This window comes from Actinomadura sp. 9N215 (genome assembly GCF_044326345.1).
GTDB lineage: Bacteria > Actinomycetota > Actinomycetes > Streptosporangiales > Streptosporangiaceae > Spirillospora.
In genome coordinates this window covers 23,983-45,916 of sequence record NZ_JBIRBA010000021.1, presented here as the reverse complement: position 1 = coordinate 45,916, position 21,934 = coordinate 23,983, and the positions used below count along the sequence as shown (strand labels likewise).

Here is a 21,934-nt window from a genome sequence, read left to right as displayed (position 1 = left end):
GGTCAGCTCTCCTTGATGCGGTCGAGGGTGTCGAGCAGTTCCTCGGTCAGCTCGGCGACCGTCCAGTCCGCGAGGTTCCGGGCGGTGTCGAGGGCCTCCCGAGCGTCCGCGCTCTTGGGGTAGCCGTCTTCGGTGCGGGCCTCCTCGACGCAGCGCCGGATCTCGATCGCCCTGCGAAGTCGTCCGGCCTGGTCGTGGACGCCGAGCATGGCGCTCACGGCCGACTCGCCTTTGCCTGCTCCCAGAACCGGCGCTCGATCTCCCGGACCTCGGGGTTGTCCGGGCTGGCGATGTGCTCATGCCATGCGCGTTGCCCCTCGGTGATGCACAGGACGCTGCAGAACCGGCGCATGTGCGCGGTGGTGACGAGGGTGACGTGATCCCGGCCGAGCTGGCGCTTGCAGCGCAGGTTCGCGCAGGTGAACCAGCCGATCTCTTCATGGATGCTGTTGATCAAAATCCCTTTCCTCCGATCGTTTCGGGTGCGATCTGCCAGGGCCACCCGTCGGGGTCGCCCCAGGTCAAATGGGTGGGCCAGTTGCGTTCGTCGCGGGCGCCGCGCCATGGGCGGACCTCGACGTCGCGGTACGGCTGGCCGGGTCCGACCTCTTGTCGGGAGTCGGGTGCGATGCCGAACCCGAACTCGGGCCAGCGCAGCAGCAAGGACGAGCCGAGCGGCCGGACGGAGCGGTTCCGGCCTGCCTCGCCGTGCCCGGCGTGAGCCTCGGTGACGACGGCACAGTCGGCTTTCGTCCGGACGGCGTCGAGAATGCCGACGACCTTGCGGGCGACCCGTTCGTCGTTCATGTCGCCCATGTGGAGCCGGTAGAACGGGCCCACGATGAGCAGCTCGGGCGCGTGTGCGGTGACGCGCTCCATGAGCCACGCGGCGTCGCCTTCGCGGGTGAGGTCGATGCCCTCGGGCTTATGGATCAGGCGCAGGCCGCCGTCGGGGACTCGCCGGGACACCTTGATGGACGCGGCGGCGAGCGGGCGGAACCGGCGGCGTCCCTGGCGTTCGGAGTTCTCGCAGTCGATCATCAGGACGCGGCGGGGCTCGTACGTCCGCGACCACTCGAACGGATGGATGCCGGCGGCGGCGCACACGGCAAGCTGTCGGGTGAGCATGGACTTCCCCAAGCCCTCGAAGCCGGTGAGGATCAGCCGGTCGCCGCGCTCCAGCAGGCCAGGGACAACCCAGTCGTACGGCGGGTCGGACTGCCCGATGAACTCCCAGAGATCGACGGCGAGATCAACTTTCGCGGGCTCGTCGCTGGCCCAGGTCTCGACGAACCCCTCGACCGTCCGGCCAGCCGCGAGATGGTCGGCGGCGTCCTTGCCGACCGCCGCCTCGACGATGCGAACGTGGGCAGCGATGCCGTCGAGCATGGCGGCGACCTGGCGGGCGTGCGCCTGGCCGGGCTTGTCTGCATCGGCGACGATGGTGACCTCGGCGTCCCGCAGGACCTCGGCGTACTCAGCGCGAAACTTGCCCGCGCCGCCGGGGTTGCACGTGGCGACGAGGCCGCGGGCCTCTAGGGCGTGGACGTCCTTCTCGCCCTCGGTGATCCACACCGGTTTGCCGTCGCGGACCGCCTCGATCAGCTTCGGTAGCCGGTACAGGACGCGGCGAACATCGCCGAGGCTCCAACGCCAGCCGCTCTTGGCCGTCGGGTCCGGGCGCCGCTGCGGGAACTCCTTGCCCAGGGTGCGGCAAACCTGGAACAGAAGCTCGCCGTTCTCGGAGACGTAGTCGTACACCGCCACGGCGGGACCGCGCGGCGTCCACTCCTCACGCGGCTGTTCGTCACGCGGCGTGCAGACGTCGGCCTCGGTGAGGCCGATCGCCGCGAGGATGTCCACGGTCTCGCATCCGGCCTGGCACTTCAGGACCACCGGTTGCGTGTGGCCCACGGAGATCGACAACGACGGATTCCTGTCGTCGTGAGCGGGACAGCGCGCGGAGAAGCTGCCGCCGGACTGGCGGACGCCCTCCAGTTTGGGGAGGACGAGTTCGCGGAGGACGTCCATCAGTTGTCCATCCATCCGCCGACCGAACCACTCTTTGACGTGGCGGCGGTGAGGTCGTCGTTCCAGCGCTTACCGGTCAGCCAGCCCTGCGGATACTTGATCTTGTCTTTGGGGCTGCCGAGTCGTTTCATCTCGGCCGCGTAGCGCACGGCCCCAGCGACGATCTCCTCCGGGTCACAGCGCGCCTTGATCGCTGCGGCCCACGCTTTGCGGGCGTCCTCCTTGCCGACCCTGCGCGGGTACGCCTCCCAGAACTTCAGCCAGTGCGGGTCATCGTCAGACCCTGGCTTGGGGGCAGGCGCACCCGCACGCGAAGCGGGTGGGGATACATGCTCCCTGCCACCTGCTACATAAAGAAGCGACGACTCATCTTCGCCAGGCGCAGACTCGTCCGAGTCGCGCGCAGACTCGTTTGCGCCGCCCCGTTGCTGCTGGTCGGGAGACGCTTCCGGGTCGGCCTCATCCGGCCCCGGCAGCCGCGACGGCACCTTCTCCGATTCGAGGCGCTGATGCTTGGCGAGTCTCGGCAGGAACAGGAACGGATCACCGTTCACGGTGTACTTCTGGACCCATGCGCCGCGCGCAAGCTCGTCCAGGAGCCGCGCACACTCGTCTGCGCCGAGATCAGACTCGTACGGGAAGACCCGGCCCTTGATCCACGCGAGATCGCCGTTACACCGACCGTGCTCGTCCGCCTGGTTCCACAGCCCGATGTAGAGCAGCCGGGCATCGCGGGAGGTGGATCGGGCCAGCTTCCGGTCGTCCCAGAACTCCGGCTTGATCGACCTGATACGGGCCACCTATCCCTCCCCGTCGTCGCCGGGCGGGAACGGGGCGAGCTGGCCGTCGAGGGCGGCCACGATGTCGGTGAGGCCCTGGCGAGCGGCGATGGCGCGGGCCCGGGCGATGCGGCCGCGCAACTCGACCAGCTCGGCCAACTCGCCGGTGATGAGCTGGACGGCGGGCGCATACTGTGCCTCGCGCTCCCGCTCGGCGGCACGGGCGTTCCGCGCGGCCCGCTTCCCCTCTGTGGAGCTGAAGCCGGGCTCCTCCGGCTGCTTATCGATCACGGGACGCCCCAATGCGTTCGAGGTTGGATCACTGCCATGACGGCAGGGGAAGGTGCCGTCGCGAGGACTGTGCAGGACGGGGCCGCTTAACGTCGCGGCCTGGCCGTCAGCCCGAGGCGGGCGTCCGGGTGCGGAGCTGGATCTCTTCGGCGGCGGCGGCGCGGACGCGGTCGGCCCACTCGGCGACCGCAGGACCGTTCCCGAGAACGTCGATGCGGGCGGCGGTCGCGAGGGCCGCGCCGACCTGTCGGGCCGCGCCAGCGGACGCCTCTGCGGAGCGCAGGACGCCGCGGATCAGGACGGTCGCGGGTGCGTCGTGGGCGTCCACGGCGGCGCAGGCGGCGTACGCGTCCATCTCGCTCAAGAAGCCGTGCCGGTCGACCTGCAGCTCGACGAGGGCGCCGACGGTGATCTCGGGGGCGCTCACGACGCGGCCGCCCGGTCCTTCGCGGCCTGCGCGTTGATCCAGTCGTAGAGCCGACTCTCAGAAATTACGAGCCTTCGCCCCAGCGTGAAGAACGGCGGGCCTTCGCCCTGGTGGCGCATCCACCGCAGAGTCGCCGGGCTGAGCGTGGTGATCTCTGCGGCCTCGGCGAACTGGACGAGGCGGTCGCCGCGGGCGACGTGCTGCGCGACGCCGGCGTCCTCGATCTGCTGGGTTGCCTTCTCTGACATCCTGACGTCGCCCATGATGGGCTGACGTTGGCGAGGGTTGTTACTCTTCACGTGACTGCCTTCGCTGTGAGCACGGTGACGGGTGGTCAAAGTGGCTCTGTCGCGAGTCGATGCTTTGGACGGCTGACTCGCGGCGGGGCCGCTTCTATTTGAGCACGTGCGTACGACATTCTCCCGAGTCGTACAACGCGGTCCGGCGTCGAACGTTCATGCGATCGAGGATGGCTGGTGCCTGCGGCGTTCGCAACGAGCCCTGTGGACAGGCCGGTGGATAAACTGTGGACTGTGCCCCGATTCGGCGTGGCCAACCTGTGGACAACCATGGGCGTTCACGAGAGCTTCACCTCATCTCTGCAGGTCAGGGACTTAATAGCCTGTGCAGGAAAGAAAATCTGTGGATAGCGCCGTCCACAGCAAAGTTGCCGTTCTAGCGCGCACCTCAAATCGCTTCTCCAGGCCATCGCTGACAACGTCCTGCAGGCGATCACCATCAAGGCATTGTTCTATCACCCCATCGCGACCAACGCAACACAGCGGTGGCACGCACCTACAAAACGTTGTACGGTGCGCTCATGGACACCCCACCTTCCCCGTGGACAACCTGGGAGCGGAACTTCGCTACCCAGATGCAGCGCCTCCGCGAGGCACGAAAGATGACGCAGACAGATCTCGCGAAGGAGCTTCAGCGCTTCGGCTTGCGCTTCCACCAGCAGACGGTGCAGCGGGTCGAGGCCGGCGAACGACCGGTGCGACTCAATGAGGCGTACGTCATCGCCCAGATCTTCGACGTGGACCTCAGGTCCATGACAATGTCCGGCAGCCCCGCCGATCGAGACATGCTCTACGCGGTGGACCGTCTGAGAAGGGGAAGCGGCGGGACCGCCCAGGCGATAACCGAAGTGCTGTGGGAGTGGATTGAGGACGTTGAGTCGCTTGGTCTGGCGGTCTCGGAGCGCCTCCAGATCAGCCCCGACAAGCCTGATGAGATCGCGCGCTGGGGCCTCGCCTGGGTCTGGAAGGTGCTCTGGACACACGAAGGGTTCACCAACGTGATGGAGAACCTCATTCAGCTTGAAGGTGAGCCTGCCCGGATGCACCCGGAAGATCCGTCGGAGGCGACGATCCCCACGCCGGACGTGATTCAGGCAATGCGTGAGTGGATCCATCGTTACGGGGGACGCGAGTTGACCGATGCCGCCATGAAAGAGGCAAGCGAACTGCGAGCCGCTTTCCCTGGGACCGAGGACGATCAGAAGGAGTAATCATGGGTCGCCCTCCCCTGCCCGTCGGCACTGCCGGGAAGATCCGCTTCCAGAAGCTCGCCCCGCGCCGCGTGCGTGCCCGCGTGAAGTACCGGGACCATGACGGCGAGGTCCGCGAGATCAACCGGTGCGGCGAAACCCAGGCCGCAGCCGAGCGCAAGCTGAAGGAGGCGATCCGCGATCGGGGCGGGCCGCCGGCGGACGGCGAGATCACGGCGGAGACCAGGCTCCGCGACGCGGCGAAGCTGTGGCAGGCCGAGATCACCGAGTCCGGCACGCTGACCCTGCAGACGCGGGAGATCTACGAGCGGGCACTCGACCGGATCCTGAAGGCCATGGGCGGCCTGTTGATGCGCGAGATCGATGTGCCGAGGTGCGACGCGTTCGTCAAGGCCGTCCGCAAGAGCCATGGCCCCAGCGCGGCCAAGACGACCCGGGACGTGCTATCGCTCCTGCTCGGGTTGGTGGTGCGCCACGGCGCGCTCGACACGAACCCGGTACGCGAGATCGCGAAGATCTCGACCGGCCGCAAGACCAGGCCGAAGGCGCTGAGCCGTGAGGACGAGGCCGTGATGCTGGCGAAGGCCGCCGGTGACGAGCGCGCCGCCGAGCTGGACGCGGCCGACCTGATCGAGTTCCTCGACGGCACCGGCATGCGCGTCGGAGAGGCCCTCGGCGTCCGCGCCGAGGTCGTCGATCTAGAGGCCGGAGTACTGGAGGTCAACGCGACGAGCGTGCGCCTGAAGGGGAAAGGGACCTGCCTCCAGTTGCGCCCCAAAACCGAGGCGGGCTGGCGGGTGATCGCGCTCCCGCCGCACCTGGTGGAGTTGTGCCGACGCCGGATGGCGATGTCGTGGCTGTACGGCGACCGGCAGATCACGATCATCGGCGAGGACGACGAGGAGACCCAGCGCCCTGCCGGGGGCGTCGAGCTACTGTTCCCGGGCCTGTTCGGCGGGGTGCGGAACCCGTCCAACGCCAACCGGGACGTCAAGGAAGTGCTCGCCCGCATCGACGCCGAGCGGTTCGGATGGGTCACCTCGCACACGTTCCGGAAGACCGTCGCCACCCGGCTCGACGAGGCCGGCCTGAGCGCCCGCGCTATCGCCGACCACCTCGGCCACGCCAAGCCGAGCATGACGCAGGACGTCTACATGGGACGGAACGTGGCGTCCGCCGAGGCAGCCAAGGCCCTGGGCAAGGACGGTTCCTAAAGTGGGCGTAAAGTGGGCGCGCAGCGAAGAAGCCGCCGACCAGAACTCGTCTGATCAGCGGCTTCATATGCCGTGGAGGTGGCGGGAATCGAACCCGCGTCCTTCGGTGATAAGTCAGGGCTTCTCCGGGTGCAGCCTGCTTGGCGTTTTCTCAGTCCCGGCGCTCACGCAGGCGTGTCGCCGACGGACTCAGTCGCTGTTGGTTTTCCCTACCGGCCCCGCGACCGGGCCGGCAGGTGGAGTCTCCTTACGATGCCAGGTCCCGGGCCGGAGACGCTCCCGGGCTGACACAGTTCACTCCTCGCTCAGGCGGCGAGGGCGAACTGGGACTGCTGCTTGTTGGCAGTTATTGGTTTGCTGTCACAGGATTTACGAGGTCACGACAGCAACCCTCGACCCGCTTCCCCTGGCTCGAACGACCGAAGTCGAAGCCGGTCACCCCCATGTTGAGTTGTCAATGCGGGCATCCGGGGACGTCCGCACCTTGACGCTACAGGGATAACGCGTGAACGGGCAACGTGATTCCCCCGGCAGCCGTGAACCCCGGTGGACGCGAGCTAGTCGCGTCCACCGGGGTCGACCGGCAGGGTCGGGCCGGTCCGGACGGCAGAGCCTCCCCCGAGACGAGGCTCTGGTCTCATCACGGCGACTGAGTCCGCAACCCCCCAAGCGGAGTCTCAGTCACCCGTAAAGACGCTCGGAGGTGACGGGTTAGTTGCGTCCGATGTGTAAAGGGATGACAAAGTTGTCACGCGGTCCGGCCGCGGGGGGTTCCGCTCAGGAACTTCGCGGCGAGATCCGGGGTGTTGACGCGGCCCTCGACGGCGATCGCGAAGGCGCGGTCGCCGCTGGAGCCGACGAACCAGGAGACGGTCCTGGTGCGGCCGCCCTCCTGGTAGGTGGCGAGGGCGGCGACGCCGACGACGTCGCCGGAGACGCGGGCGCCGCGGGCGTTGCCGAGCTTGACGTTGCGGCCGAGGACCCGCTTGAGGCTGGCGATGGCCTGGGGTTGCAGGTTCTGCGGCGGCGGCGCCTGGACGGTCTTCGGAATGTCCCAGAGGACGTACGGCGGCTTCCAGGTGCCGTTCTGCGCGGCGGCGGCGACGAGGGCCATGGCGAGCGGGCTGACCTCGACCCTGCCCTCACCGACCATGGCGGCGGCCTTCTCGCCGTCGTCGGCGGGCGTCGGGACGGAGCCGGTGAACGCCGGGACGGTCAGGCCCCAGTTCTGGCCCACGCCGAGCTGTGCCGCCTCCTTGACGAGGGTCTGCGCGTCCAGCTTGCCGCCGAGCTGCGCGAGGGTCGTCTTGCAGGACATGGCGAAATGGGTCGCGAGGACGCTGTCGGCGCGGCCCTTGTTGGTGAACGTCTTGTTGCCGACGGTCACCGTCCCGGGGCAGGTCGTCTTGGTGGACGGGTTCAGCCCGGCCTGGGCGAACAGGGCCTCGGCGGACACGATCCCGAACGTCAGCCCGGGCGGGTAGTGGCCCTCGAACGCGCGGTTCTCGCCCTTCGTCCCGTGGTTGGAGACGGCCAGGATCTCGCCGGTGCTCGGACGCACGGCCACCATGGACGCGGCGTACGGCAGCCCGTTGAGCGCGAAGTCGGCGCGGCGCTGGTAGGCGGGGTCGAGCGTGGTCCGGACGCCCTGCGGGTCCTGGCCCGGCCAGGAACGCAGCTCCTCGGTGTTCTTGCCCGTCTCGTCCTGCGCGACGACGCGGACGGTGGGCGTCCCGGCGAGGCGGCGCTGCTGGAGGAGCTGGAGGCCGCTGACGCCGATGGTGTCGCCCGGCTGGTAGGGGGCGCCGACCTGCTGGAGGCGGTCGGCGGTGGCGGGGCCGAGGTTGCCGATCAGCTCGGGCGCGTAGGCGGGCGCGATGGGGGCCTTGACGTGCTGGAACTGGATCCCGGGGACGCGGTTGAGCCGCTGGATGAGCTTGGTGTGCGTGGGCACCTGGAGGGTGAGGAGGGGCAGGAAGTCCTGCGGCGGGGCGGACTGGACGCGGCCGAGGAGCCGTTCGGCGTCCAGCCGGCGGCCCCCGTCGATCTTCGTCTGCTTGGCGAGCAGGTCGAGGGTCTTCTGCGGGTCGGCGAGCTGCCCGGGGTACACGCCGACCATGTAGGCGTCGACCTGGCGCACCACGGAGCGGCCCTGGGTGTCGGTGACGGGGGCGCGTTTCGGCACCTCGGTCACCACGGCGAGCCGCTGCCCGGGCTTCAGCTTCGTGTGGATGATCGACGGGCTCCAGACGACCTTCCACTTGCCGCCGACGCGCTTCAGGTGCATCAGCCCCGGATACTCCCACGGCTGGCCGTTCTCGCCGAGGTCGATCTTCACGGTGAAGCGCGCGTCGGCCTCGTCGCCCTTCTTGACGATCTGGTCGACGTCGCTGCCCTTGACCTGGGTGCCGAGGGACAGCCGCAGGGACGCGGCGTCCAGCTGCCGCCGGACGCGGCCGAGCGCGTCCTCGACCTGCTTCCTGTCGATGCCGACGGTCCGGCCGGCGGCCGCCTCGTAGTTGCCGACCTGCCAGGCGATGAGGAAGTCGCGGACGGCGGGCATCGCCGACGTCTCGGCCCAGCAGCCGGTCGTCAGGGACGCGACGAGCGTGCCGCAGACCGCGAGGGACACCGCCTGGCGTCTGCGCGTCCGGGTCCCCCGCGGAGCCCGGCTCCGGCCTCGGTTGGTCATCGGCACCCTTCACCGTCTCCTGAACCGGGCCGCCGCCGCCTTCTGCATCTCCCGCTCGGCTTCCCGCTTGGCGATGGCCTGGCGCTTGTCGTACGCCTTCTTACCACGGGCCAGGCCGATCTCGACCTTGGCCTTGCCGTCCTTGAAGTACAGGGACAGCGGGACCAGCGTCCAGCCGGGCTCCTCCGACCTGGTGATGATCTTCTGGATCTCGCGGCGGTGCAGCAGCAGCTTGCGGCGCCTGCGGGGGGCGTGGTTGGTCCAGGTGCCCTGCGTGTACTCGGGGATGTGGACGTTCTCCAGCCACACCTCCCCGTCCCGCACGTGCGCGTAGCCGTCGGCGAGGGAGGCGCGGCCGGCGCGCAGCGCCTTGACCTCGGTGCCCATCAGCACCATGCCCGCCTCCCACGTGTCGTCGATGTGGTAGTCGTAGCGGGCCCGCTTGTTCTTGGCGATGAGCTTGTGCCCGGTGGCGTCCTTGTCCTTCTTGCGCCCGGTGTCCCGTGCCACGTCCTCAGTCCTTGTCCGGCATGTCGGTCTTCGTTCGGCGAAACCCCTGCGGTGCGCCCTTCACTCCTGGTCCGGAAGGGCCGCACGCAGGCCGCGCAGCACCGTCCGGGCGCGCCGCTCGGCCTCCTTGGGGGGACGGTCGGCGGACACCGCCACATCGGGTTCGATCCCGACCCCGTCGAGGTTACGGCCGCTCGGGGTGCGGTAGCGACCGACGGTCAGCTCGATCACCGACCCGTCGGCGAGCCGGATGGGTTCCTGCACCGAGCCCTTTCCGTACGTACGCGATCCTATGATCACCGCGCGGTCGCGGTCGCGCAGGGACCCCGCGACGATCTCGGCGGCGCTCGCGGTGCCGGCGTCCACGAGCACGACGAGCGGGGTCCCGGCGTCGCCGGGCTTCGTCGCCGTGCGCTTCTGGGCGGGACGTCCGCGCGGCTCGTACGTCACGACGGGCCCGCCGGACAGGAAGGCCGACGCCGTCTCGACGGCCTCGTCCAGGAGCCCGCCCGGGTTGCCGCGCAGGTCGAGCAGGACGCCGCCGGCGGGACGGCCCGACGTCGTCCGCGCGGTCGCGGCGGCGCGGACCTGGCGTCCCGTCCCACTCGTGAAGGCGCCGACCCGGATCATCCGCGCGCGCTCGGGAAGATCGGTCACGGTGACGTCTCCTGCGGGGACCGGTGTACGGACGAGATGGAACCGCTCTGTTCTACGGCCGCGTTCGACGGTGAGTTCGACGGGCTCGTCCGGACGTCCCCGCAGCGCCCCGGCCACGCGCTCGACGTCCCAGCCCGCCACGGACGCGTTCCCGACACCGGTGATGACGTCGCCGGGCAGGACTCCGGCGCGGGCGGCGGCGCTGCCCGGCTGGACGCTCGCGACCAGCACCCCGAACCCGGTTCCCCGGGCGCCGGGTTCGCCGTCCGCGCCGCCGAGCCACAGGCCGACGCCGCTGTAGTGGCCGGTCAGGCGGCCTTCGACGTCGTCGAACTCGCGGGCCGAGTAGTACTGCGCCCACCGGTCGCCGAGGCCCCGCAGCATGCCCTCGATGGCGGCACGGTCGAGCTCGGCGCGTCCGACGGGCCTCGCGGCCCGGCCGCCGATCTTCGCGGCGGCCTCGTCGAGGACGGACCCGCCCGCGACGGCGGCGTGCCGCTCCGACCCGGAGCCGCTCACGATCCCCGCCCCGTAGGCGCAGAGGACGGCGACGGCGACGGCGGCGCCGCGCAGCAGGCGCCCACCCTTCCTGACATAGGGAGCTCTCCGGGGCCGCCACCCCCGGAGCGACACGGACCGGAACATGCGGCAAGTGTAGGGCGGCCGAGGACGCCGGATCCGGCGCTTCAGCCGGATCCGGTCACCAGGTCAGATTCGCAGACATGTGCGAATCAGGTCAGATTCGCAGATATCTGCGGAGTGTGAGGAACGACGCGACGGCACAGAGCAGCACGCCGAAGCAGATCGACACCACGATGACGGCGACCACCTTGCTCCAGCCCAGCTGGCTGACGAGCTGGACGTCCCCCGCCAATCGGTCGACCAGCAGTTTCTTGCTGAACACCAGCAGGATGGACGCGAACACCCCGCCGATCAGCCCGGCGATCGCGCCCTCCAGGATGAACGGCATCTGGATATAGGTGTTGGACGCGCCGACCAGCCGCATGATGCCCGTCTCCCGGCGCCGGTTGAACGCCGACAGCCGGACCGTGTTGCCGACCAGCATCACCGCCGCGACCACCTGGATCAACGCGATCGTCAGCGCCGCCACCTGGAGGCCGTTCAGGATCCTGAAGAACCGTTTCAGGATCTCCTGTTCGTTGATGACGGTGTCGACGCCGGGTTGGCCGAGCATCGCCTGCGCGACCGCCTTGTACTCCTCGGGATTCTTCAGCTTCACCCGGTACGAGTCGGGAATGTCACCCTCGCGGGTGCTCTCCACGAAGCCCGGCGCGCCCGCGAAGTTGTCCTTGAACCGGGTGTACGCCTGCTGCTTGCTCTCGTACTCGACCTTCGAGACCTGCGGCATCTTCTCCAGCTGCGCCTTGAGCGTCTGCCGCTCCTGGTCGGAGACGTCGCGCTTCTGGCATGCCTCGTTGGAACTCGTCTTGGCGCACAGGAAGATCGAGACCTCGATCTTGTCGTACCAGAAGCTCTTGGACGCCCTGACCTGCTCCCGCAGGAGCAGCCCGGTGCCGAAGAGCGCCATGGCGATGGCGACGGTGATGACGAGGGAGATCGTCATCGTCATGTTCCGGCGGAGACCGATCCAGATCTCCTGGAGAACGAACTGTACGCGCATGCCTCGCTGTCCTTGATCGCCTGTGTCCCGCCGGAAGCCTGGGCCGTCGTCCCGTGCTGGAACGCGGCCCGATGCGGGGCGTTCCTACCTGTGGGCCGTGCCGACTCCGTACTCGGTGTCGTACGACCCGGAAGGAACCGATGGTTCAGATGGATGTGCCGTGGCGCGGACCGCGCTCCATCCGGCGCCGGCGCGGGTGGACGATCCCCCGCGCCTACCGGCGAAAACGGTCCAAAGCACGGTCAGTAGGCCTGCCCGTACACACCGCGGGACTGGTCGCGGACGACCCGTCCGTCCTCCAGCTCGACGACGCGCTTGCGGAACGCGTCGACGATCGCGGCGTCGTGGGTGGCCATCACGACGGTGGTGCCGGTCCGGTTGATCCGGTCCAGCACCTTCATGATGCCGATCGAGGTCGCGGGGTCGATGTTCCCCGTCGGCTCGTCCGCCAGCAGGATCATCGGCCGGTTGACGAACGCCCGCGCGATCGCGACGCGCTGCTGCTCGCCGCCGGACAGCTCGTCCGGCATCCGGTGCATCTTGCCCTCAAGGCCGACGAGGTCGACGACCTCGGGGACGACCTTGCCGATGAAGCGCCGCGGCTTGCCGATCACCTCTAGGGCGAAAGCGACGTTCTCGAAGACGTTCTTGTTGGGGAGAAGGCGGAAGTCCTGGAAGACGCAGCCGATCCTGCGGCGCAGGTGCGGCACCTTCCAGTTGCTCAGCCTGCTCAGGTCCTTGCCCGCCACGTGCACGTGACCCTGGGAAGGACGCTCCTCCTTCAGGATGAGTCGCAGGAAGGTCGACTTGCCGGAGCCCGACGGCCCCACCAGGAACAGGAACTCGCCCTTCTCGATGGCGACGTTCACGTGCGCCAGGGCGGGCCGGTTCTGGCTCGGGTAGACCTTGGTGACGTTGTCGAAATGGATCACGGCTGCATCACGGCGGTTCAGTCTAGGGGTTGGGGAGCGGCGAGGACGTCGCCGCGGACTCGTCGCCCGCGGCCGCCGCCTTGCGCCGCCCGGCCTCGCGACCGGGTGGGACGCGGAGCCTTCGAGCAGTGTAGAGGGGAGAGTCAACTGTCTCGTCCCACTCGACGTGGTACGAACGCGCCAGGTCGCCGCATCGCCCGATCAGGTCGTTCTGTCCGGTCAGTGCCATGCGAGCCATCTCCTGACGTCCGGTCGTTTCGTACCGTCAAGCTCCCGGACTTGCCGGAACGACCATACAGTCCGGCTAGGCTGGATGATGGAGAAAGATACCTAATAGGTCGACGGACACCAGGCAAGCTCGACAGACACCCAGACAGGTCGACGTTTCCCCGCACGGGGCCGGCGTCCCGTTCTCGAAGATTGGGGCCACGACATGAGCTGCGAACATCTGATCTGCGCTCGGTGCTCGAACCCGGTGGTGGAAGGGCGCTGCGCGACCTGCCGGGAGGCCCGGTCCGAGCTGCACCGGCACGGCCCGGCCGTGCCGCCGGCCCTCGTCCTGGCGGGGCTCGTCGCGCTGCTGTTCGTCGCGCTCGTCGTCCAGCGGGTCTACGGCTAGAGCGCCCCGACGGCCACCGGGGCGGCCGCGGGCCCCTGGACTTCTACGGCTTCTTGATCGGTGGAGTGGCGGCCTTGGAGATCGCCCCGTCGTCGGCGATCAGGAGCGCCTTCGGCCGCGGCTCGTCCTTCTCCGGCCGCGGCGGGTCGTACGCCGCGAAATGCAGGGTCGCCGTCGTGGCGACCTCGTTGCCCTCGACGGTGCCGTCGAGCAGGTGCTCCGCATCCTCCGGGATCTCCGGCTTCGGGGTGCCGGGGTCCTTGGCGGCGAGCGAGGTGTTGCGGAACAGCGAATAGATGATCAGGCCGCCGCCGGTCTTCGTCCGCAGCCCGAAGTACGGGAACGGGGTCGCGGTGTAGACGACCTGGAGCGTCAGATCCTTCTCCTTCGCCTTCTTCTTGGCGCGCCTCGCCGCCTTGTAGAAGCCCGTGGTGACGGTGCCGGACCTCATCACCTTCGCGGCGACGCTGCCGCCGCCCTCCGCGGCGATCGTCGCCTGGATGCCGCCGACGTCCCGGGGACGGATCAGCACCGACGTGTCGTCGCTGCCCAGCGGGGTCGCGTACCCCTCCTCGTCGATCGAGATCGCCGGTTCCTTCGCCTTCGGCTGCAGGAGGGTCGCGAGCGTCAGCTTCCAGTCGTCGGACGGGCCGCGCAAGATGAACGCCATCAGCGCCCTGCGCTTGCTCTTGGACTCGCCTAGGACGGACCGGTCGACCGACACCAGGAACCATTGCGGGTAGGCGGCGTCCTTCAACTTCGGGACGTACAGCTTGGGATCGCCGTAGACGAAGCGCCGCACCGGGTCGCCGTCGTAGGCGGCCTTGCGGAACTCGGCCGCGGTGAGCTGGGACTGGCCGTCGGACGTCCACGTCAGCGCCAGCCGCTCGTCGCCCGCGGCCCTGGACACGTCCTCGTCCGTGACATAGGTACGGAACGCGCGCTCGGCGACGTCCGGGGTCAGCGGCACCGGCTCGGGCTCGGGCGGCGACGTCGTGGGCAGGCCGGCGGTCGGCCGCGCCTTCGCCTTGCCCTCGGCGCAGCCCGCGGCCAGCGGCATGACGACGATCATCGCTGCCGCGACCATCCGCGAGAACCTGTGCACAGACCCGTCCCCCGGACCGAATTCCATGGCGGCCGTCCGCCGGCCTGCCTCCTCGGCCCGTGATTCTGCCACCCAACATGATATTGGCCGGAGGCGCCTGCGTTCCCCGTCCACCGGGTTCCGCATCCGTCGCGTCCGGGCGTCGCGTGCGGGCGTTGTGTCCGGGCGCGGGGCTCGGCCGCCCGACCGGTGCCCGGACGGCGATAAGCTCGAAGGCGTGGCAGGCATCGAACCCGAAGAGCAGCTCAAGGAGCTCGGCTCGACTCTCGCCGGCATCGAACAGGTGCTGGACCTCGACGGCATGCGGCGCGACATCGCCGAGCTGCGCGAGCAGTCGGCCGACCCTGACCTGTGGAACGACCAGGAGCGCGCCCAGACGGTGGGCCGCCGCCTGTCGTACCTGGAGAGCGAGCTCGGCAAGGTCGAGGGCCTGCGGCAGCGGCTGGACGACGCCGCCACGCTGTACGAGCTCGCCGCCGAGATGGACGACGCCGACACCCGCACGGAGGCCGACGCCGAGATCGCCGCGCTGCACAAGGCGATCCAGCAGCTTGAGGTCCGCACCCTGATGTCGGGCGAGTACGACGCCCGGGAGGCGCTCGTCACGATCAACGCCCAGGCGGGCGGGGTCGACGCCGCCGACTGGGCCGAGCAGCTCCAGCGGATGTACCTGCGCTGGGCTGAGCGGCACAACTACCCGACCGAGGTCTACGACACGTCCTACGCCGAAGAGGCGGGCATCAAGTCGACGACGTTCTCGGTGAAGGCGCCCTACGCGTACGGGACGCTCCGCGGCGAGCACGGCACGCACCGGCTCGTCCGGATCTCCCCGTTCGACAACCAGGGCCGCCGCCAGACGTCGTTCGCGGGGCTGGACGTCGTCCCGGTGGTGGAGCAGAGCGACCACGTCGACATCGACGAGAACGACCTGCGCATCGACGTGTACCGGTCGTCGGGTCCGGGCGGGCAGGGCGTCAACACGACCGACTCGGCCGTGCGGATCACCCACATCCCGAGCGGCATCGTCGTGTCCTGCCAGAACGAGCGCAGCCAGATCCAGAACAAGGCGACGGCGATGAACGTCCTGCAGGCCAAGCTGCTGGAGCGCAAGCGGCAGGAGGAGGCGGAGAAGATGTCCGCGCTGCGCGGCGAGGGCACCAGCAGCTGGGGCACGCAGATCCGCAACTACGTGCTGCACCCGTACCAGATCGTGAAGGACCTGCGCACCGGCATCGAGGTCGGCAACCCCTCCGCCGTGCTGGACGGCGACATCGACGAGTTCATCGAGGCCGAGATCCGCTGGATGCGGCAGCAGGAGCAGCAGACCGCCTGATTCCAGGCGAGCACCAGGCGTGCCTCGGGGCGTCGAGCGGAGCTCGTCCGTTGAATGGCGGCGGGTGGGGGCTGGAGGACGGTGTTACCTGGAAGTTTGTGCGGCGAGGTTTTGTGTTCACAGAGTGACTTGGCGGTCACTCTGCGAAGATGACGGGCGGTCCGGATCTCCGTCACCACTCGGGGGGCTCGCACAATGCCCGCACGCACCGTCACCTTCGCCGCACTGTCCACGTCCTGCCTGCTCATCGCGACGATGAGCGCCGGCTGCTCGGACGGCTCGCCGTCGTCCGCCGAAGCGGAGAGACGCGCGGCCGCCGCGCCCGCGCTCGGCAAGGCGCAGGCCCAGCAGGTCCTCGCCTCCTACACCGCCGGGGCGAACCAGGCGGGGCGCAGGCTCGACGGGAAGGCCCTGCGCACGATCGAGGCCGACCCGCAGCTGTCCATGGACGACGCCTCGCTCAGGCTCCGCCGCGCCATCAACCGGCGGGCGCCGAAACTGACGTTCACGAACACGGCGTACTACATCCCGCGGCTGAGCGGCTACCCGCACTGGTTCGCGGTCGGCGCCGTCACCGGAAAGGGGAAGCGGGCGCTGCGGCACGCGCTGCTGTTCACGCAGGCCAAGGCGGGGGCACCCTGGCTGCTGTCCGCCAACCCCTACCCGGCCGGCGACGCGCTCAGCCGCGTCGCCGTCGACCCGGACGGCTTCGCCACGGCGGTCGCCACGGACGAGAAGAACGGCCTCGCCGTCGCGCCCGGCAAGCTGCCCGAGGCGCACGCCGCGCTGCTCACCGACGGGCCCCGCGCGTCGGACGCGTCCGTCCTCGCGGACGGGGCGCAGACCAGCGAGACGTACAAGGCGCTGAAGAACGGCGAGAAGACCCTGGCCGGACGGGGCGTGACGCTGTCGTCCAGGTTCTCCCCCAGCCGCTACAGGGTGTTCGCGCTGCGCACCAAGGACCGCGGGGCCCTGGTCTGGTACGTGCTCAAGCAGAACGAGGCGTACTCCTCGTCCCAGCGGGGACGGCTGACGGTGGGCGGGGACCTCCTCGGCCTCGCCCCGGCCAGGGCCGCTCGGACGCGCATGGACACGACCGTCCTCGTCCAGTACCTGGCCGCCGTCCCGCCGAAGGGCCGCGCCACGGTCACCGGCATCTACCGCAAGGCCGTCATCGCACACGGCTCCTGATCTCCGTCGGGTGCCGGGCGGGTCCCGCTCCTCTGACCGCTGCGGCGGGACCCCACCGGCGCCCGACGGTGCTTACTCGGCCGAGGGTAGGGAGCTGGCTGTGACCAGGGTGCGGATGGCGCCCAGGGCTACGGAGAGGGTCGCCAGGTCGAAGCTGTCGCTCTCCCAGATCTCGCTGAGGGTCTGCTGGGCGCGCTGGACGGCGGGCCTGTTCTTCTCCGCCCAGTGGACCATGCGCTCCTCCGGGTGCCCGCCCGGCTCGCTGGTGACGAGGACGTCCCTGGTCAGGGCCGCGTGCGCGGTGTACAGGTCGTCGCGGAGCGCGGAGCGGGCCATCGAGCGCCACTTGTCGTCGCGGGGCAGGGCGATGATGCGTTCGCGGAGGCGGGACAGCTGCAGCCGGTCGGCGAGGTCGAAGTAGACCTCCGCGACCTCCTCCACCGGACGGCCCGTGTCGTGCGCGATGTCGACGAGGTCGAAGGTGGAGAAGGCGGGGACGAACGTCGCGCAGCGCTCGGCGAGCTCGTCCGGGACGCCGCGCTGGGCGAAGCCGTCGCGGCGCTGCTCGAACGCGGCGAGGTCCAGCCCGACGAGGAGCTTCGACAGGTGGGTGCTCAGCGTGGCCGCGCTCCCGGCGAAGAAGTCGATCGTCTCGCGGATGTCGAACGGCGGCCGCCGGTTGTGCAGCAGCCAGCGGGCGGCGCGCTCGGTCAGCTTCCGCGCCTCCAGCAGCATCGCGATCTGCGTGGACTCGTCGATCTCGTGGGACAGGGACTCCACCGACCGCCAGAAGCGCGGCATCTCGAACACGTCGCGGGCGACGAGGTAGGCGCGGGCGATGTCGGACGACGACGCCCCCGTCTCCTCGTTCATCCGGAACACGAACGTGGAGCCGCTCGCGTTGATCAGGTCGTTCACCACGGCCGTGGTGATGATCTCGCGGCGCAGCGGGTGCCGGTCCATGTAGGCGCGGAACCGTTCGCGCAGCGGGGTCGGGAAGTAGTCGACGAGCCACGCCTCCAGGTACGGGTCGTCGGCCAGGTCGGACGCGACGAGGTCGTGGTCGAGGGCGAGCTTGGCGTAGGCGAGCAGGACGGAGAACTCCGGGCTGGTGAGCCCGAGCCCGGCCTGGCGGCGTTCGGCGAGGGCCTTGTCGTCCGGGAGGAACTCGATGCGGCGTTGGAGGCGTCCGTCGCGTTCGAGTTTGCGCAGGTAGCGGGCATGGATGTGCAGCATCGCCGGTGCCTGCGCGCGGGCCGCGGCGAGGACGACGTTCTGCGCGTAGTTGTCGCGCAGGACGAGCCGTCCGACCTCGTCGGTCATCTCGTACAGCAGGCCGTCGCGCTGCTTGCCGGTCAGCTCGCCGTCCCGGACGACCTGGTCGAGCAGGATCTTGATGTTGACCTCGTGGTCGGACGTGTCGACGCCTGCGGAGTTGTCGATGAAGTCGGTGTTGATGAGACCGCCGGTGCGGGCGAACTCGATCCGGCCGAGCTGGGTGACGCCGAGGTTTCCGCCCTCGCCGACGACGCGGCTGCGCAGCTCGGAGCCGTCGATCCGGACGGGGTCGTTGGCCTTGTCGCCGACGTCGGCGTTGTTCTCCAGGGTCGACTTCACGTAGGTGCCGATGCCGCCGTTCCAGAGCAGGTCGACCGGCGCCTTCAGGATGGCCTTGATCAGCTCGAACGGGGTGAGCGCCTTCACGCCGTCCTCGATGCCGAGCGCGGACCGCGTCTGCGGGGTCAGCGCGATCGACTTGACGGTGCGGGGGAACACGCCGCCGCCCTTGGAGATCAGCGAGGTGTCGTAGTCGGCCCAGCTGCTGCGCGGCAGCTCGAACAGGCGGCGGCGCTCGGCGAACGACGTCGCGGCGTCCGGTTCGGGGTCGATGAAGATGTGCCGGTGGTCGAACGCGGCGACGAGGCGGGTGTGCTCGGAGAGGAGCATGCCGTTGCCGAACACGTCCCCTGACATGTCGCCGATGCCGACGGCGGTGAAGTCCTCGTTCTGGACGTCCGTGCCCAGCGAGCGGAAGTGGTACTTCACCGACTCCCAGGCGCCGCGGGCGGTGATGCCCATGCCCTTGTGGTCGTAGCCGACGGAGCCGCCGGACGCGAACGCGTCGCCGAGCCAGAAGCCGTACTCGGCGGCGACGCCGTTGGCAAGGTCGGAGAACGTCGCGGTGCCCTTGTCGGCCGCGACGACCAGGTAGGTGTCGTCGCCGTCGTGCCGGACGACGTTCGGCGGCGGGACGACCTTGCCGTCCACGAGGTTGTCGGTCAGGTCGAGCAGGCCGGAGATGAAGTCCTTGTAGCAGGCGATCCCGGCCTGCTGCCACGCCTCCCGGTCGGCGGACGGGTCGGGCAGCTGCTTGCCGACGAACCCGCCCTTCGCGCCCGCCGGGACGATCACCGTGTTCTTCACGGCCTGCGCCTTGACCAGGCCGAGGATCTCGGTGCGGAAGTCCTCCCGGCGGTCGGACCAGCGGAGCCCGCCGCGCGCGACCGCCCCGAACCGCAGGTGCACGCCCTCGACCTTCGGCGAGTAGACGAAGACCTCGTACGTGGGGCGGGGCTCGGGCAGGTCGGGGATGGCGTGCGGGTCGAACTTCATCGCCAGGTACGGCTTGCCCTGGTAGTGGTTGGTGCGCAGGGTCGCCTGGACGAGTGCCACGTAGGCGCGCAGGATGCGGTCCTCGTCGAGGCTGGCGACGTCGTCCAGCTTGCCCTGGAGCTCCTCGGTGATCCCGGCGCTGCGCTCCTCCTCGCCGCCCTGCAGGGTCGGGTCGAGGCGGCTCTCCCACAGCCGGACGATCAGCCGCGTGATGGACGAGTTCCGCAGCAGCACCTGCTCGATGTGACGCTTGGAGAACGTGGTCCCGGCCTGCCGCAGGTACAGCGCGTAGGCGCGCAGGAGCATCGCCTGCCACCAGTTCAGCCCGACGTGCAGGACGAGCGCGTTGAACCCGTCGTTCTCGATCTCGCCGCGCCACAGGCGGATGAACGCCTCCTGGAACAGGCCCTTGATGGACTCCTCGGGGACGTCGGCGGGCGGCACGTACCGCAGTCCGAGGTCGTAGATCCAGAACCGCTGCCCGTCGGAGGTGCCGATCTCGTACGGCCGCTCGTCGACCACCTCGATGCCCATGTTCTGCAGCAGCGGCAGCATCCGCGACAGCGAGATCGGCTCGCCCAGCCGGTAGATCTTGAGGCGGCGCTCGCCCGGCTCGGCGCTGTACGGCTCGTACAGGTTGATGGACGTGTCGCCGACGGACGCGCCGCCGCCGTCGGCCGTGGGCTCGCCGCCGGCGTCGGCGGTCAGGGCGTCCAGGCGGCGCAGGTCGGCCACGGCGGTGCGGGCGGGGAAGTCGGCCTTGTACGCCTCGGGGAACGCGTCGCCGAAGCGGCGGCCGAGCGTCCCCGAGCGCTCCTCGCCGCACTGCTCGACGATCGCGTCGCCGAGGTCGTCCTCCCAGGAGCGGATGGCGGCGGCGAGGCGGGCCTCCAGCTCGGGGACGTCCACGTCCGGCAGCGGACGGCCCCGCTCGCCGCGGACGACCACGTGCAGCCGCGCCAGCATCGACTCGGACACGTTCGCGCTGTAGTCGACGCTGACGCCGTCGAACGCGTCCTTCAGCAGCCCCTGGATGCGCAGCCTGACCTTGGTGGTGTAGCGGTCGCGCGGCAGGTACACCATGCAGGACATGTAGCGTCCGTACAGGTCCTTGCGGAGGAAGAGCTTCAGCTGGCGGCGCTCGCGGAGCCGCAGCACGCCGAGCGAGATGCCCAGCAGGTCGTCGACGGAGATCTGGAACAGCTCGTCGCGGGGGTAACCCTCCAGTATCTCGATGATGTCCTGGCCGTCGTAGCTGTCGGAGGTGAAACCGGCGAGCTCAAGCACCTCCTCCAGCTTCCGCTTGAGGACGGGGATGTGCGAGATCGACTCGCTGTAGGCGACGTGCGTGAACAGGCCGAGGAAGCGGCGCTCGCCGATGACCGTGCCGGACTCGTCGAACTTCTTGACCCCGATGTAGTCGAGGTAGAGCGGGCGGTGGACGGTGGACCGCGAGTTCGCCTTGGTCAGCACCAGCAGGCGCTTCTCCGTCGCCTTCTCGCGGACCTCGGGCGGCAGCGCCGCGAAGCTGTCGGACTCCTGCTTGTCGCTGCGCAGGATGCCGAGGCCGGTGCCCGGCTCGGGCTTGAGCGCGGTCCCGCTCTCGGTGAGCGTGTAGTCGCGGTAGCCGAGGAACGTGAAGTGCCCGTTCGCCAGCCAGTCGAGCAGCTCGACGCCCTCGGCGAGCTCCTTGCCCGGCAGCGGCGGCGCGGACTCCTGGATGGCGGTGGCGATCTCCCCGGCGCGGGCCCGCATCTTGGGCTCGTCCTCGACGGCGACGCGGACGTCCTGCAGGACGCGGAGCAGGTCCTTCTCCAGGGCGTCCAGGACGGAACGGTCGCTGGTACGGTCCACTTCGATGTGCATCCACGACTCGTCGACGTCGTCGTCGCTGTCGAGCTTGCCGCGGAACGCCTTCAGGTGACCCGCGACGTCGCGGTCCACGCCGAGCAGCGGGTGGACGATCAGGTGCGTGGCGAGCTGGTGCCGGGTCAGCTCCATCGTGACGGAGTCGACCAGGAACGGCATGTCGTCGGTGACGACCTGGACGATCGTGTGGCCCGGGTCCCAGCCGTACTCCTCCAGCGACGGCGTGAAGACACGGACTTTCGCGCGCCCCTGCGGCCGCTCCTCGCCGAGGGTCCGGTGCGCCATCGCGGGGCCGCAGATGTCGGCCGGATCGCGGTCCAGCAGGTCCTCGCGGGCGACGTGCCGGTAGTACAGCCGGAGGTAGGCGAAGGCCTCCTCCGCGTCCCCGCCGCGTGCTCCCGGACGCTGCGCGCACGTCTCAGCAGCCCGCCGGAGCAGGTCGTCCTTCGCTTGATCGAGCATGCCGCTCATCGACTACTCCCCTAGAGACCCTTCGCCACCTCGTTGTGGCGCCGCTCA

At 69.5% G+C, this 21,934-nt stretch carries 20 protein-coding genes and 1 other RNA gene; 5 read left to right on the top strand and 16 right to left on the bottom strand.

The window, feature by feature from the left end:
- Positions 1 to 2 precede the first annotated feature (2 nt).
- From ACH34T_RS29985 to ACH34T_RS29955, 7 genes are all read right to left on the bottom strand, one after another.
- Complete coding sequence (locus ACH34T_RS29985) at positions 3 to 218, bottom strand: hypothetical protein (protein ID WP_396024284.1); 216 nt, start codon at positions 216 to 218, stop codon at positions 3 to 5.
- Complete coding sequence (locus tag ACH34T_RS29980; RefSeq protein WP_396024283.1) at positions 215 to 457, bottom strand: hypothetical protein; 243 nt, start codon at positions 455 to 457, stop codon at positions 215 to 217. The genes ACH34T_RS29985 and ACH34T_RS29980 overlap by 4 nt, the downstream gene beginning before the upstream one ends.
- Positions 454 to 2,046, bottom strand: coding sequence for an AAA family ATPase (locus ACH34T_RS29975; RefSeq protein WP_396024282.1), 1,593 nt, complete (start codon positions 2,044 to 2,046; stop codon positions 454 to 456). Before ACH34T_RS29975 ends, ACH34T_RS29980 begins: the two co-directional genes overlap by 4 nt.
- Positions 2,031 to 2,831, bottom strand: a complete 801-nt coding sequence (locus ACH34T_RS29970; RefSeq protein WP_396024281.1) for a hypothetical protein — start codon at positions 2,829 to 2,831, stop codon at positions 2,031 to 2,033. Before ACH34T_RS29970 ends, ACH34T_RS29975 begins: the two co-directional genes overlap by 16 nt.
- Entirely contained in the window at positions 2,832 to 3,101 is a 270-nt protein-coding gene (locus tag ACH34T_RS29965; protein ID WP_396024280.1) for a hypothetical protein, read from the bottom strand.
- A gap of 106 nt (positions 3,102 to 3,207) precedes the next feature.
- Entirely contained in the window at positions 3,208 to 3,528 is a 321-nt protein-coding gene (locus tag ACH34T_RS29960) for a hypothetical protein (RefSeq protein WP_396024279.1), read from the bottom strand.
- Entirely contained in the window at positions 3,525 to 3,776 is a 252-nt protein-coding gene (locus tag ACH34T_RS29955) for a helix-turn-helix transcriptional regulator (RefSeq protein ID WP_396024278.1), read from the bottom strand. The genes ACH34T_RS29960 and ACH34T_RS29955 overlap by 4 nt, the downstream gene beginning before the upstream one ends.
- Positions 3,777 to 4,348: 572 nt before the next feature.
- On the opposite strand from ACH34T_RS29955, the gene ACH34T_RS29950 reads away from it, so the two are divergent.
- Together ACH34T_RS29950 and xerC are read left to right on the top strand one after the other, a co-directional pair.
- Positions 4,349 to 5,038, top strand: a complete 690-nt coding sequence (locus ACH34T_RS29950; RefSeq protein ID WP_396024277.1) for a helix-turn-helix transcriptional regulator — start codon at positions 4,349 to 4,351, stop codon at positions 5,036 to 5,038.
- Positions 5,039 to 5,040: 2 nt separating this feature from the next.
- Entirely contained in the window at positions 5,041 to 6,252 is a 1,212-nt protein-coding gene (gene xerC, locus ACH34T_RS29945) for a tyrosine recombinase XerC (RefSeq protein WP_396024276.1), read from the top strand.
- Between the two features lie 70 nt (positions 6,253 to 6,322).
- Here the strand turns inward: xerC and ssrA are convergent.
- From ssrA to ACH34T_RS29910, 7 genes are all read right to left on the bottom strand, one after another.
- Positions 6,323 to 6,695, bottom strand: a transfer-messenger RNA (tmRNA) gene (ssrA, locus tag ACH34T_RS29940).
- 305 nt (positions 6,696 to 7,000) lie between these two features.
- Positions 7,001 to 8,944: a penicillin-binding transpeptidase domain-containing protein gene (locus ACH34T_RS29935; protein ID WP_396024275.1), complete on the bottom strand. Its 1,944-nt coding sequence runs from the start codon at positions 8,942 to 8,944 to the stop codon at positions 7,001 to 7,003.
- A gap of 9 nt (positions 8,945 to 8,953) precedes the next feature.
- Entirely contained in the window at positions 8,954 to 9,454 is a 501-nt protein-coding gene (gene smpB / locus ACH34T_RS29930) for an SsrA-binding protein SmpB (RefSeq protein WP_396024274.1), read from the bottom strand.
- 60 nt (positions 9,455 to 9,514) lie between these two features.
- On the bottom strand, positions 9,515 to 10,756 hold the full coding sequence (locus ACH34T_RS29925) for a S41 family peptidase (RefSeq protein WP_396024273.1): 1,242 nt from the start codon (positions 10,754 to 10,756) through the stop codon (positions 9,515 to 9,517).
- A gap of 91 nt (positions 10,757 to 10,847) precedes the next feature.
- Complete coding sequence (gene ftsX, locus ACH34T_RS29920) at positions 10,848 to 11,753, bottom strand: permease-like cell division protein FtsX (protein ID WP_396024272.1); 906 nt, start codon at positions 11,751 to 11,753, stop codon at positions 10,848 to 10,850.
- Positions 11,754 to 11,995: 242 nt separating this feature from the next.
- Complete coding sequence (gene ftsE, locus ACH34T_RS29915) at positions 11,996 to 12,685, bottom strand: cell division ATP-binding protein FtsE (protein ID WP_138643357.1); 690 nt, start codon at positions 12,683 to 12,685, stop codon at positions 11,996 to 11,998.
- A gap of 22 nt (positions 12,686 to 12,707) precedes the next feature.
- Positions 12,708 to 12,914, bottom strand: a complete 207-nt coding sequence (locus ACH34T_RS29910; protein ID WP_396024271.1) for a hypothetical protein — start codon at positions 12,912 to 12,914, stop codon at positions 12,708 to 12,710.
- A gap of 204 nt (positions 12,915 to 13,118) precedes the next feature.
- Here ACH34T_RS29910 and ACH34T_RS29905 point away from each other — a divergent pair, with 204 nt between their 5' ends.
- Positions 13,119 to 13,304 (top strand): hypothetical protein, encoded by a 186-nt coding sequence (locus tag ACH34T_RS29905; protein ID WP_138643356.1) that lies wholly within the window; start codon positions 13,119 to 13,121, stop codon positions 13,302 to 13,304.
- 43 nt (positions 13,305 to 13,347) lie between these two features.
- On the opposite strand, the gene ACH34T_RS29900 is transcribed toward ACH34T_RS29905, so the two are convergent.
- Complete coding sequence (locus tag ACH34T_RS29900; RefSeq protein ID WP_396024270.1) at positions 13,348 to 14,391, bottom strand: hypothetical protein; 1,044 nt, start codon at positions 14,389 to 14,391, stop codon at positions 13,348 to 13,350.
- A 235-nt stretch (positions 14,392 to 14,626) separates the two neighbouring features.
- On the opposite strand from ACH34T_RS29900, the gene prfB reads away from it, so the two are divergent.
- Both prfB and ACH34T_RS29890 read left to right on the top strand, forming a co-directional pair.
- The gene (gene prfB / locus ACH34T_RS29895) at positions 14,627 to 15,742 is read left to right on the top strand and encodes a peptide chain release factor 2 (RefSeq protein WP_396024269.1); all 1,116 of its coding nucleotides are present in this window, start codon (positions 14,627 to 14,629) and stop codon (positions 15,740 to 15,742) included.
- A gap of 195 nt (positions 15,743 to 15,937) precedes the next feature.
- Positions 15,938 to 16,933, top strand: coding sequence for a hypothetical protein (locus ACH34T_RS29890; protein ID WP_396024268.1), 996 nt, complete (start codon positions 15,938 to 15,940; stop codon positions 16,931 to 16,933).
- A 72-nt stretch (positions 16,934 to 17,005) separates the two neighbouring features.
- On the opposite strand, the gene ACH34T_RS29885 is transcribed toward ACH34T_RS29890, so the two are convergent.
- On the bottom strand, positions 17,006 to 21,886 hold the full coding sequence (locus ACH34T_RS29885; RefSeq protein ID WP_396024267.1) for an NAD-glutamate dehydrogenase: 4,881 nt from the start codon (positions 21,884 to 21,886) through the stop codon (positions 17,006 to 17,008).
- Positions 21,887 to 21,934: the final 48 nt, after the last annotated feature.